Raw genomic sequence first — 12944 nt, forward strand, 5'->3', positions numbered from 1 at the left:
AATCCGTAACTATTCCGAAAAATTTAAGCACGGAAATCATATGTCATCTTCCCCCCCCATAGTCCATCATTTACGGTGACGGGTAGAAACTTTTGAGCCCTATTCTCAAATTATATGAGGTGGTTATTTGTCAGATTTATTAACTACATCTATATGATAACAAGTTCACTTGAATTCTGTCAACAAAAAAATCGAACATTAAATTGTAATTATATTTTAATGTTCGTGTTTTAGTAATATTGCATCAAATATTATTTTTCTTCCATAGGGAATTAGCTGGCCATTTTCTTCTATAAAAATCGGTTCTTCAACGCGTCTCGTCGGGGAATAACCATCCTGTTTGATTCTGTCCAGACATGTATCAATCGATTCATTCTCCTTCACGATGAACTTCTTCTTGTTGGGCTTGCTGTTCCTCATCTGCCTTTTCGACACTTTTTCGAATCCTCCCTTTCCTGACTTGTTTCACCCAAAAACCACCATAAATTTGTTTTGGTTCATACGTAATAATAAATGCTTTAGGATCAATTGTCTTTATCGCTTCGTATAATTGCAATTCATATTTTCTCGGGGGATAATATTTGCATTGATAAGCGGTCTCCGTCCATTCCATAGGCATACCAACTCGTTACCCCCCCGTATCCTTTTTCTCTTAACTGTTTAGTGAAAGTAATATCCGGATTGGATGATACGACATTAACCGTAATATATCCAAGCGCTAATTTCTCTTCAATCATGGAACCTATCACCACACCTAAACCATAGCCAAGACCATATGCTATTAAGTTCTGTATTTCATTAAGATTGTCTAAAACTAAACCCAAACCCAATGTGTAAATAACGATTTCAAAAGTTCCAATCGTTGCAGCAACATATCGTCTTCCTTTTAAAGTTAAGATGACCCTTAATGTAGAAAGGGAAACATACACAATATTGATCACCATGATAATAATGACCATTATAACAGCATTTTCAAGCATAACAACACCTCGCTAACGCGCACAAGATTATTCTTAGGTTCATAACCTATAGTATAATGAAACAATTTTAACATAGCTAAAGGAGAAAGGGGGGAGAGATAGATCTGGATCCATTTCAGCATATGCATGATTGGAAAAATAATTTAGATAAATTCTTTGGTGGAAACTTTTGGGATGACTTTGATCATATGATCAAACCACCGATTCCAGCTATTAATCTTTATGAATTAGACAATGAATTGATTGTTTATGTTAATTTGCCCGGAATTAAGGATCGTAAACAGGTGAAGGTATTTGTTGATTACAATATACTTGAATTAAAGGGTTCGCTTTTTCCGATTGAGTCATCTGGTAAGTTAATAAAGCAGGAGATTTTAAATGGGGGGGAATTTTCGCGGCAAATCGATCTTCCCTTTCCAGTCAGGGAAGATCGGATGAATGCTTCATTAAAGCAGGGTCTATTAATCATTCAATTACATCGGCTTATTCAGGAGCATAAAGGAAAGAATGCTATTAATATTGATGAGTTTGAGGAATGAAAGGTACATTATGAGACATAACACGATATGTCTTTACTACCTATTAAAGAAGTAATTTTGAAATCAATTGTCTGCTATGCCATCACTTCGGCTGACCATTCCGCTTTCCGAGGGGGGGCATGCTTCTCAGCTAACTTGCCAAAGAAGCCCACTTTGACAAGTGGATCTTCGAATCACGCTGTTCCCCCCAGGAGTCGGAATGGTCGTCCTACGTTTAAACATAGCTCCACACTAAATACGAGTGCTATAATGTTGAATTCTTATTAACTAACATAAGTGATGTACAAGTCTATTTATTTTTCAATTGTTACCCATGACTTGTTTTTTGAGGAGGTTTCTATTGCTTCTAAAATGAGTTGGTTTTTTACTCCGTCTTCGAAATTTGGTGTGGGCTGATATCCTTCTGCGATGCCGCGGAAGAATTCATCGATTACATGGATAAACGTATGCTCATATCCAATGATATGACCCGGTGGCCAATAATTCTTAGCATAGGGATGTACTTCTTCCGTACAATTAATCAGACGGAAGCCTTGTGTCCCTTCTTCGTCATCAGCAAAATAGACTTCTAAATTATTCATATTTTCCATATCCCAACGGATCGAACCTTTTTCACCATTGATTTCAAATTTATTTTTATTACGATTACCTCCCGCAAAGCGAGTAGCCTCAAAAGTACCCAGAGCACCGTTCTCAAACCGGACAATAAAGGCTACTGCGTCATCTACGGTTACTTCTCCCATTTCGTCCGAATTACCTTTCGCACTAAGCCCTCCTGTCATTTCTCCAATCGGACGTTGTTTAATAAATGTCTCCATTGTTGCCGTTACTTCCGTAAATTCACCAATTAAAAAGCGGGCCATATCAATACTGTGTGCCCCCGATATCACCTAAGGCACCGGAACCTGATATTTCTTTTTTCAACCGCCAAATAAGTGGGAAATTAGGATCCATAATAAAATCTTGTAAATAGTTCGCACGATAATGATAAACACGGCCTATTTTGCCATCATCCAGTAATTTTTTCGCAAACTGAACAGCAGGTACAAAGCGATAATTATGACAAATCATGTGCTTGACACCATTTTCCTGGACTGCTTGCAGCATTTCTTTAGCTTCATCTACCGTTAAAGCTAATGGCTTTTCTGTGATAATATGTTTCCCTGCCTTCGCAGCTGCAATCGCTATCTCTGCATGCGTATGATTCGGTGTAACGATATCGATGACATCTATATCATCGCGTTCGATTACTTTCTTCCAATCTGTCTCATAACTTTCCCAACCCATTTTTTCCTGCGCTTCTTTCACAGCTTCTTCGTTACGCCCGGCAATGACTTTTAACTCCGGTTTTAATGGATTATCGAAATAAAAAGGGAGATCACGATAAGCATGACTATGTGCTTTACCCATAAATTGATAGCCGATCATACCAACTCTTATTTTTTGGTTTATGCCCACCAAATATCACCAACCTTTTCTCTGATTAATGCATTTTTCAGTACCAAAACCGCTTTTTGAAAACCTTCTTCAACAGACATTAAGCTATCTTCATGTTCAATACTTACCGCACCTTGGTATCCAATAAGCTGTAAAGCACTGATAATCCGTTTCCACTCTTCTTCACCATGACCGTATCCGACAGTTCGAAAAATCCAGGAACGATGTAATTCATCACTATAAGGTTTAGTATCCAAGACACCATTTAATGCTGTATTTTGTGGATCAATCGCAGTATCTTTTGCATGAAAGTGAAATAAGGCGTCATGCTTACCTAACTCTTTAATACTTACGACAGGATCCATTTGCTGCCAGTATAAATGACTTGGGTCAAAATTTACCCCAATATTTTTCCCGCAAGCTTCACGTAATTTTAAAGCAGTTTCATTATTGAATACCACAAATCCAGGATGAGGTTCTATAGCAATACGGACATTATGCTTCGCAGCAAAATCATTTTGTTCTTTCCAATACGGAATGACTTTTTCTTTCCATTGCCACTCTAATACTTCTGGATGGTCATCTGGCCACGCAGCGGTAACCCATACTGGATATCGGGAATACTCTGATTCTCCCGGACAGCCTGAAAATGTCACAATAGTTTCGACACCAATTTTTTCCGCTAACAAGACCGTATCCTCAAACTGTCGATGATGATCGCTAGATATCGATTGATTTGGATGTAAAGGATTACCATGACAACTAAGTGCACTAATTTGAAGGTTTCTGTCTGAAAATGCTTGTTGAAATGATTTTAATTTTGCTTCATCTGTCAAAAGTTCTGCTGGATTACAGTGCTTATTTCCTGGATAGCCCCCCCCTGCACCAATTTCTACCGCGTCTAATCCTGCCGCTTTCACCCGATCAAGTGCTTCGTCCAGCGACTTATCTCCAAACAAAACAGCGAAAACACCTAACTTCATTCCATTCACCTCATTATTTTTTTGAAGTGTCAGTAGAAGACAACAACATCTTCAATGAACAGAAATGCATACATTATTTTCCAAATAATTGTTCGCTTATCCCGACTGGTAATGATTCAGGTTGTTGGCAGCTGCTCGTAAGGATACAGTGTTTTCCATCACGAGAAGCGTCATGAATACCATGCATAATATCTAACACATGGTATGCTAATTGACCATCTGTTCTTGCAGGTTGTTTTTTCTCAATCGCATCTATCATTTCCGCTACACCTAATCCACGACTATTATCGCTAAAGCCATGTGTTAAAGGAATTTCTGACCATTCGGAATGATCCTTTCTTTTTATATATACAGGACCACCAAACGTATTGGGATCTGGCACAGAAAGGCTTCCTTCTGTTCCATAAATTTCAATGTATGGTAATTGGTGATGCCATGTATCAAAGCTCGTTATAATAGAAGCAACAGCGCCTGACTCAAAATCAAGCACCCCCATTAATCTGGTGGGTACTTCTACTTGTATTTTTTTACCGTAATTTTCTTTACTTGTAATGGTTCTCTCTTTATAAGTCATTTGAGCTGATCCTGTCACTCGAGATACAGGTCCCATCAGATTGATCAATGCCGTTAAATAATAAGGACCCATGTCAAATAATGGACCACCACCCTCTTGGTAATAAAAGGTTGGATCTGGATGCCATCCTTCATGACCTGGAATCATCATAAATGCTGTTGCGGATACTGGCTTACCAATCCAGCCTTCATCAATAAGCTTTCGGGATGTTTGTATGCCCGCACCCAAAAAAGTATCTGGTGCATTCCCTACATACAATCCTTTTTCTTTCGCAAGTTCAAGCATTCTTTTTCCGTCTTCGCGACTAACAGCGAGCGGTTTCTCACCATATACATGTTTTCCGTTTTCCAATGCCTGAATGGCAATTTCAGCATGAACCGCTGGTATCGTTAAGTTGATTACTAATTCAATCGTTGGATCTGCCATCAATTGCTCGGTAGTGTATACTTTGGGAATATTATATTCCTTCGCTTTTTCTTCTGCTTTTTCTATGATGAGATCTGCTACCGCTTCCACCTCATAATTATTAAAACGTGAAGCATTTTTTAAATAAATACCACTAATATTTCCACAACCTATAATGCCTACCTTCATAATGTTTTCCTCCTCTTTATCTGCTCGCCCATGTCATTCCTTTTTTCATTAAATCCATTACTTGAGGCATTCTCACGATTTCAGATACATGTCCCAAACAGTTATAATATACTCTTCCTTTACCCCCCACCTCTTTGTCCAGACTACCGGCATATCCACTTCACCATTTGTTTGATATGGACCTTCTGCATTAGGGAAAGGTGTTGTCGCATGCACCTTCACAGCAGGATCGACATGCATATAATATTGCTCCGAAACAACGGTAAAATCGCTTATACCCTTTGTTAACGGATCATCCCTATCTAAAATATGTACATTGTATGAAACGCCATCATTGCCGGGATGTGCTACCCATTGGCCGCCTACCATAAATTGATAATCTACTTCCATACGGAAGGAATCTCCCATTCCCCCCCATGCAATCCAGCTAACCCGGTTCCTTGAGCTACAGCATCTATCAACGGCTGCAACTGGTCTTTTTCAATCGTACCCTGTGTCCAATTAGGAACAATCAAATCATATTGTGTTAAATCATCTTCTTGTAAAGTCGTTAAGGTATTCGTTATTTTAACGTTAAAGTCCTCTTCTTCTAAAATCCCCGCTAATATTCCCGCTACCTTTTCAGGTTCATGACCTTGCCATCCACCTTGAAAAATCAATGCTTTTTTCATGTCTATTCCTCCATCCTATTATTTTTCCATTACTCTATATTGAAAGTAATCAAAGTCAGCATGCCTATGTTGACCACTTAAATCCTGTGCCGCCATGCCAACAAATGTACCAGTAAAGCGAATATAATCCGCGTCATCATCCGAAAGATGGCCTATATCTATTTGTTCGCCAATCTCTTGCCATTTTCCTTCTTCTGTTGCATAAAAACATTGTAAAAGATGACGATTTATCACTGCTTTTAAATAAACTTCTGTATTTTCCGGTAATGATATATCTTGTGTTAGTAATTCATCATACTTACCATATTTCGTTTCAATAATACCTAAACATTTGCCATGTTCTTCGTGATCAGTTACTCGCAAGTATACATGGTCATTTGTATCATAATAAACCATTAATCCTGCCATCTGTTGAAAATTTTCAGGGGGGTGAAGTCGACTTTTGTTTCCAGTTCTACTTTGAAATGCTCTAACCTTCTCATCATCATACTTTGCCGATGTAAGGAGCTCATCGATTCTTCACCATACAAACGTAAATAGCCTGGTCTTTCCGTTAACGAATACCATTCTTCTTCAAATGTTCGACGTAATACATTCCAATATAAAAATAAAGCGGTATCATTAAAATCGTCATAGTCTGGTAGCTTCTTAGCCTCGAAGGTTGGTAAGTTCGGAGCTTCCACCTCCAGACTTGGATTAGGACCATCGACTACTCGTATCCAATCATCATCTGTCCAATAGCATTTCTGAATTGCTGTTTCTCGACCTAAAATACACTTATCATCAATAACAGGGCGCCCACATAAATGAGCAATATACCATTCACCATTTTGCGTTTCCACAAAGGAACCATGACCAGCCTTTTGCAATTGTCCTTCCTTTGATTTATCCGAAGTGAGAATTGGATTTGTCGGATCAATCTCATAAGGGCCATCAATTGTTTTCGAACGTGCAACGGACGCTGCATGGGTATACCATGTGCCACCTTCAGCTGTTAATAAATAATAGTAACCATTTTTCTTATATATGTGCGGTGCCTCTGTTAATCCTAGTTCGGTTCCTTTAAATATATTCTTAATTGTTCCAACTAATTTTTGCTCAGAAGGAGAATATTCTTGCAAAGCCACCCCTGCAAAAGAATTTGTCCCTTTACGATGATCCCAAATCATATTAAGAAACCATTTTTTCCCGTCATCATCATGAAAAAGCGAAGGATCAAAGCCGCTACTATTCATAAAAATCGGTTCTGACCATGGTCCTTCTATGGTTTCTGCAGTTACTAAATAATTATGCGAGTCTTTAAATGCACCTTGTCGACTTTTCACATCCGTATAGATAAGATAAAATGTATGATCATAATAGGATAGACATGGAGCCCAGATACCACCTGAGTTTACATTCCCGATCATATTTAATTGAGAGGATCTTGTAAGTGGACAACCAACAAGTTCCCAATTTACTAGATCTTTCGAATGATGGATTTCCACCCCTGGAAACCACTCGAAAGTTGAAACTGCAATGTAGTAATCATCTCCCACCCGCAAAATGGAAGGATCGGGATGATAGCCTGGTAATACCGGATTTGTTATCGTTTTCATATTATTCCTCCTCAACCTTTAACAGAACCTGCTGCAAGTCCTGTAACAATTCTTTCTTGTGCTACAAAGTATACCAATAATAAAGGTAAACTTCCAAGAGTTAGCGCTGCCATAATTCCTGGAACATTGACAGAAAATTCACCATAGAATTCTCGCAGACCAATTGGTAATGTCGCTGTACGATCAGAATTAGTTAAGACTAATGCAAAAATAAATTCATTCCAAATATGAATAAAATTATAAATCGCGACGGTTGCCACCGCTGGAGTCAATAGTGGAAAAATAATATTCCAAAATAAACGCAAATGACTACAGCCATCAATTTTGGCAGATTCCTCTAATTCCTTAGGGATTTCTTTCATAAATTGTGTAAAGATAATAACCGAAATAGGTAACGCAAAAGCAATATATGGTCCTATTAAACCAATTAATGAATCGTATAGTCCAACTTTATTGGTCAGAATAAAGATTGGAACAAGTGTTGTATGAATCGGAATCATTAGTCCTATCATAAACAAAAGAAATATGGGTCTATTAAGCCTAAACGTTAATCTGGCTATTGGATAACTTGCCATCGCTGCAAGTATAATGACAACAAATACAGAGATAACGGAAACGATTAAACTGTTGAAAAAGTACCCAAAAAACTCCATTTCCACTAATAGGTTATAATTTCGAAAAGAGAAACTTTCCGGCCATGACCATGGTGTCGTCATGAATTCCATTTGTGTTTTAAAAGATGTTAATACCATGATTAAAAAAGGTAATCCTGTACCAATAAGAATGGCAATCGCCAATACATATAATGGAACTCCTTTTATTAACTTTGCCATTAGTCTGTCCCCTTTCTTTTTTTATCACCTAATAAAATAAATAAGGTTACGATGAACGCGATAATAAACATGGAGAATGAAATACTGCTTCCGTACCCCCCCATACTGAAGTTTGTAAATGTTTGTTTATACATATAGGTGGCCATTAATTCAGTGGAATTATTCGGTCCCCCCCCACCGGTCATTACATAAATTAAATCGAAGTATTTTAACGAACCAATAACCGAAAGAATCGCAGACGTTACAATAATAGGCATTAATAAAGGTAATGTAATGTTCTTAAAACGTTGCCATCCTGTTGCCCCCCCATCGATATTAGCTGCTTCGTATAATTCTTCCGGTATACCAACAATTGTCGCCCTGAAGAGGATCATATAAAATGGCGCAAACTGCAACTTACGGTTGCAATAACCGCCCAGATAGCCGTACTTTCCTTACCAATCCATGCATTTTGCAAAGATTCAAGACCAACTGCTCCTAAAATTGCGTTTAATAATCCATAGTTACCTTCATAAATAAAAATAAATAGTATCCCAATTGCTACTGTAGACATTAAGAAAGGCATAAAATAAACTGATCGGAATAATCTCATTCCTTTTACTGGGCTAAACAATAATAGAGCCATAATTAAACCAATTGGTAATTGCGTAAAAAGCGAAGCAATTACTAATATAAAGTTATTTTTAATAGATGTCCAAAACACGTCATCCTGAAGTAAGGTTAAATAATTTCCTAAGCCCAGAAAGGTCATATTAGAATCAATACCTGTCCAATCAAACATACTATAATAAAAGGTCATAAATATGGAATAAATAACATAGATCCCATAAATGATAAATGCTGGTGCTACAAATCCAATAATGGCAAGGGTATCTTTCTGTTTTCTTTTTTTAGCCGCTTGGACGTGGCTCTGGGTTTTTACATGTAGTTGTTCTACTTTGCTCATTTAGAATCACCTCTTTTAGTAGGAAACTACATTAAAGAAAATTTCCTAATGTAGTTTCCTAAGATAAATTATTCATCCAGAAGTTCTTTTGCTTTCTCTTCCACTTGGGCCATAGCTTCTTCCGGTGTGATCGATAGACCAATTAATGCTTGCGTTGTATCCAAGTGAACTTGCGCTAATTCTGGAGGTAATGTTTGATCATAATATGTTTGCATAAATTCTGCTTCTTCTAACAGTTCACTTACTCGTTGAGTATAAGGATCATTATATTCCACACCTTTTACAGCTGCGATATCTCCAGCATTATCGGCCATAGCTTGTGAAGTTTCTAAACTTGCTAATTCCTTCACTAACTCTACAGCTGCTTCAGAATGCTCGCTTGATTCTGATACCGAGAACACGGGTGCTACACCACCAACAACATGAGTTTTTTCACCTTCTCCTCCGTCAATCGATGGAAATAAGAAGAAATCAAGTTTTTCTTCAAATTCTGGCATTTCATCACGAACATTGTTTACTAACCAGTTACCCATGATCATCATTCCAGCACTCTCAGTGTATAGCATTTGTCTTGACTGGCCAGTATCATAGTTCATACCATTTACACCTTCTGGAAATGCTTCCATTTCTACTAATTCTTGCAATTTATGACCAGCTTCAACATAAGCTTCATCATCAAATCCACGTCCTGAGCGGCTGAACGCTTCACTAAATAAATCTGTTCCACCCATTCTTTCTGCAAGATACATTAAATAGAAAGAACCTGTCCATTTTGATTGGTTTGCTAGTGCAAATGGCGTAATATCATTTGATTTTAACGTTTCTATGATTCCTTTTAGATCTTCAAATGTTTCTGGTTCTTCTATTCCATATTCTTCAAACATATCTTTGTTATAAAATACTGGTACTACAGCCATACCAATTGGTGCACCATATACTTTATCATCGAATGTTGCAGCTGACAGTGCAGCTTCAACATAAATATCCTGGTCGATATCATTAGAAATATCACGTACTTGATCTGATCGAACAAATTGTTCTAACCAGCCGCCTCCCCCCCAAGAACTAAATACATCCGGTGGGTTACCACCACCCATTGCTACACTTAATTGTGATTTATATGGGTCGTTTTCTTGTTGGGAAACTTCAACTGTTACATTCGGATTTTTTTCTTCGAAGCGTTCTACTGCTGCATCAATCGCTTCTCCAGATGGACCGGTTTCAATATGCCATAATGTCAAGGTAATTTCTTCCTCGTCAGTACCTGCTTCCTCTTCACTTCCCTCTGAGTCAGCCCCATTTGTTTCCTCTCCACCTTCTGCATCTGTATCAGAACCAGTTTGATCATCAGAAGGACCACACGCTGCCATAACTAAAACTAAAACAACCAGCATTAACCAAAGTAGATTTTTCTTCATTAATTTCAACACCCCTTAAATTTAATTTTGTTATCGCTTACATAAATTCAATTACCATTATTCACCTGCCTTTTATAAAGATGTTTTATTCTAACTAAGTTCATTCATTTATTAGATAAACTTAGTTGATAATGTTTGTTATTATAAAACTAAGTTTTGTTATATAATATTATAACGACTTACATTTTTACTGTCAATAGATTTTGAAAGCGTTTTATAATTAATTTGTTTTATAATATAAAATATGTTTTGGCATTATTGACACAAACGCTAAAAAACTTTATAATTATTTCATATTATTTGAAAACGGTTTTATATAATTTTAAGGAGGCTAATTATGGATAAAATTGATAGAATAATGGTAGATAACGAGGAAATTTATGATATAAAAACGGTCGCCAGAGGTCCAATAGGCAAATTACCACTAACAGACAAGATGTTACGAAAATCACCAAGCGGAAACCTGTTTGGGCTTTCGCAAAATGTCGGAATGGGCTGGAGTCCAAATATGTTAGACGGAAAACAAATACTATTGTTAAGTACCCAAGGGGGCTTAAAAGATGAAGAAGGAAATCCACTGGCACTTGGATATCATACAGGACACTGGGAAGTTGACTTATTAATGAAAGAAGCAGCAAATGAAATCACTCAACACGCAGGGATTCCTTTTGCTGCATATGTTAGTGACCCTTGTGACGGCAGAACGCAAGGTACTACCGGAATGTTTGATTCTTTCCCCTATCGTAATGATGCAGCGATGGTGCACCGTCGCTTAATTCGTTCTTTACCTACTCGTGATGCAGTTCTTGGGATTGGCACCTGTGACAAAGGATTACCTGCTATGATTATCGCTTTGGCATCCATGCATGATTTACCAACGGTTATTATACCAGGCGGTGTTACGCTACCTCCATTATATGGGGAAGATGCAGGAAAAGTCCAAACGATTGGTGCTCGCTATTCTAATGACGAATTATCATTAGAAGAAGCGGCGGAATTAGGATGTATGGCCTGCGCAACTCCAGGTGGAGGATGCCAATTCTTAGGTACAGCAGCAACCGCTCAAGTTGTTGCAGAAGCAATGGGAATGACGGTACCTCATGCTGCATTGGCACCTTCCGGCCAAAAAGTGTGGAAGGAAATGGCGCGTGAGTCAGCAAGAGCATTATCGCAATGGAACAAGAAAAGATTACTACAAAAGATATCGTTACGGATGATGCCATCCATAACGCTATGGTCGTACACGCAGCATTTGGAGGTTCTACGAATCTATTATTACACATTCCTGCTATCGCACATGCAGCAAAATGTACGATTCCTTCTATAGAAGATTGGCAGCGAATTAATAAAGAAACTCCACGTCTTGTTAGTGTATTACCAAATGGACCGATACCCCCCCATCCAACAATTCGCGCCTTTTTAGCTGGTGGTGTGCCAGAAGTTATGCTTCATCTTCGAGATTTAGGTTTAATACGTGAAAATATTATGACTGTTACAGGTCATACCATGAAGGAAAATCTGGACTGGTGGGAACATTCCGAACGCAGACAAAAAATGAAGCAGAAACTAAAAGAAGCAGACCAAATTGATGCTGATGAAGTAATTATGTCAAAAGAAAAAGCAAAAGAGCGAGGATTAACTTCCACGGTTACATTCCCAACAGGTAATATTGCACCAGAAGGAGCAGTAATCAAATCGACTTCCATTGATCCGTCTCGACTTGATAAAAATCAAATTTATTATCATAAAAGTACAGCTAAAGTTTTCACAAGCGAAGCTAGTGCTATAGAAGCCATTAAAACAAAGCAAATTAAAAAAGGCGATATTATGATCCTTACAGGATGTGGGCCGCTAGGAACTGGTATGGAAGAAACCTATCAAGTAACGTCTGCCTTAAAACACCTATCTTATGGTAAATATGTAACATTAATTACGGATGCACGCTTTTCCGGTGTTTCTACAGGTGCATGTATTGGACACGTTGGGCCTGAAGGTTTAGCTGATGGGCCAATTGGTAAACTCCAAGACGGTGATCTAATTGAAGTAAGAATAGATGCCAAACATTTAGAAGGCTCCATTAACTTCATTGGCCATGCTGACCAAGAGTTTTCCTCTGAAGAAGGTGCTCGCGTTCTAGCATCCAGAAAAGTAAATCCTAATATTCAGCCCGCTGAGAAATTACCGGATGACACACGACTATGGGCCGCTTTACAAAAAGTAAGTGGTGGTACATGGAAAGGCAGTGTCTATGATGTAGATCGAATCGTAGAAGTTTTAGCAGCTGGAGAAAAAGCATTGAAGGAAAAATAAAACCAGATATAAGTTATACGTATTACTTATTGCAAACGAATTTCTAAATATGAAAAGCGGA

8 protein-coding genes, 5 pseudogenes and 1 riboswitch are annotated in these 12944 nt (G+C 38.0%); of the genes and pseudogenes, 2 read left to right on the forward strand and 11 right to left on the reverse strand.

Going from position 1 to position 12944, the window contains the following annotated elements:
- Positions 1-39 precede the first annotated feature (39 nt).
- A riboswitch (purine riboswitch) is annotated at positions 40-138 on the reverse strand.
- 78 nt (positions 139-216) lie between these two features.
- Positions 217-420: an NETI motif-containing protein gene (locus JCM21714_RS04940; RefSeq protein ID WP_035722301.1), complete on the reverse strand. Its 204-nt coding sequence runs from the start codon at positions 418-420 to the stop codon at positions 217-219.
- Positions 371-980, reverse strand: a pseudogene (locus JCM21714_RS04945) (DUF2179 domain-containing protein). Before JCM21714_RS04945 ends, JCM21714_RS04940 begins: the two are co-directional and overlap by 50 nt.
- A gap of 122 nt (positions 981-1102) precedes the next feature.
- On the opposite strand from JCM21714_RS04945, the gene JCM21714_RS04950 reads away from it, so the two are divergent.
- Positions 1103-1519, forward strand: a complete 417-nt coding sequence (locus tag JCM21714_RS04950; RefSeq protein WP_235182621.1) for an Hsp20/alpha crystallin family protein — start codon at positions 1103-1105, stop codon at positions 1517-1519.
- A gap of 293 nt (positions 1520-1812) precedes the next feature.
- Here the strand turns inward: JCM21714_RS04950 and JCM21714_RS04955 are convergent.
- The 9 genes and pseudogenes from JCM21714_RS04955 to JCM21714_RS04990 form a co-directional block, all read right to left on the reverse strand.
- Positions 1813-2947 (reverse strand): annotated as a pseudogene (locus JCM21714_RS04955) (Gfo/Idh/MocA family protein).
- 20 nt (positions 2948-2967) lie between these two features.
- Positions 2968-3939, reverse strand: a complete 972-nt coding sequence (locus JCM21714_RS04960; RefSeq protein ID WP_035722305.1) for a sugar phosphate isomerase/epimerase family protein — start codon at positions 3937-3939, stop codon at positions 2968-2970.
- A gap of 73 nt (positions 3940-4012) precedes the next feature.
- Entirely contained in the window at positions 4013-5107 is a 1095-nt protein-coding gene (locus JCM21714_RS04965; RefSeq protein ID WP_035722307.1) for a Gfo/Idh/MocA family protein, read from the reverse strand.
- A 16-nt stretch (positions 5108-5123) separates the two neighbouring features.
- Positions 5124-5778 (reverse strand): annotated as a pseudogene (locus JCM21714_RS04970) (ThuA domain-containing protein).
- An 18-nt stretch (positions 5779-5796) separates the two neighbouring features.
- A pseudogene (locus JCM21714_RS04975) lies at positions 5797-7376 on the reverse strand (glycoside hydrolase family 43 protein).
- An 11-nt stretch (positions 7377-7387) separates the two neighbouring features.
- Positions 7388-8209 carry a carbohydrate ABC transporter permease gene (locus tag JCM21714_RS04980; protein WP_035722308.1) on the reverse strand — a complete coding sequence of 274 codons (822 nt, stop codon included), beginning with the start codon at positions 8207-8209 and terminating at the stop codon, positions 7388-7390.
- The gene (locus JCM21714_RS20955) at positions 8209-8583 is read right to left on the reverse strand and encodes a carbohydrate ABC transporter permease (protein WP_235182622.1); all 375 of its coding nucleotides are present in this window, start codon (positions 8581-8583) and stop codon (positions 8209-8211) included. The genes JCM21714_RS04980 and JCM21714_RS20955 overlap by 1 nt, the downstream gene beginning before the upstream one ends.
- Positions 8580-9155 carry a carbohydrate ABC transporter permease gene (locus JCM21714_RS20960; RefSeq protein ID WP_235182623.1) on the reverse strand — a complete coding sequence of 192 codons (576 nt, stop codon included), beginning with the start codon at positions 9153-9155 and terminating at the stop codon, positions 8580-8582. The genes JCM21714_RS20955 and JCM21714_RS20960 overlap by 4 nt, the downstream gene beginning before the upstream one ends.
- 68 nt (positions 9156-9223) lie before the next feature.
- A complete protein-coding gene (locus JCM21714_RS04990; RefSeq protein WP_035722309.1) occupies positions 9224-10573 on the reverse strand; it encodes an extracellular solute-binding protein in 1350 nt (449 codons plus the stop codon).
- 334 nt (positions 10574-10907) lie between these two features.
- Between JCM21714_RS04990 and JCM21714_RS04995 the strand changes: the two are divergent.
- A pseudogene (locus JCM21714_RS04995) lies at positions 10908-12883 on the forward strand (YjhG/YagF family D-xylonate dehydratase).
- Positions 12884-12944 lie beyond the last annotated feature (61 nt).

It is taken from the genome of Gracilibacillus boraciitolerans JCM 21714, from assembly GCF_000521485.1.
Taxonomy (GTDB): Bacteria; Bacillota; Bacilli; order Bacillales; family Amphibacillaceae; genus Gracilibacillus; species Gracilibacillus boraciitolerans.

Coding starts and splice junctions, on each gene's coding strand:
- JCM21714_RS04940 (WP_035722301.1), bottom strand. CDS start 420: ATGAGGAACAGCAAGCCCAACAAGAAGAAGTTCATCGTGAAGGAGAAT.
- JCM21714_RS04950 (WP_235182621.1), top strand. CDS start 1,103: ATGCATGATTGGAAAAATAATTTAGATAAATTCTTTGGTGGAAACTTT.
- JCM21714_RS04960 (WP_035722305.1), bottom strand. CDS start 3,939: ATGAAGTTAGGTGTTTTCGCTGTTTTGTTTGGAGATAAGTCGCTGGAC.
- JCM21714_RS04965 (WP_035722307.1), bottom strand. CDS start 5,107: ATGAAGGTAGGCATTATAGGTTGTGGAAATATTAGTGGTATTTATTTA.
- JCM21714_RS04980 (WP_035722308.1), bottom strand. CDS start 8,209: ATGGCAAAGTTAATAAAAGGAGTTCCATTATATGTATTGGCGATTGCC.
- JCM21714_RS20955 (WP_235182622.1), bottom strand. CDS start 8,583: ATGATCCTCTTCAGGGCGACAATTGTTGGTATACCGGAAGAATTATAC.
- JCM21714_RS20960 (WP_235182623.1), bottom strand. CDS start 9,155: ATGAGCAAAGTAGAACAACTACATGTAAAAACCCAGAGCCACGTCCAA.
- JCM21714_RS04990 (WP_035722309.1), bottom strand. CDS start 10,573: ATGAAGAAAAATCTACTTTGGTTAATGCTGGTTGTTTTAGTTTTAGTT.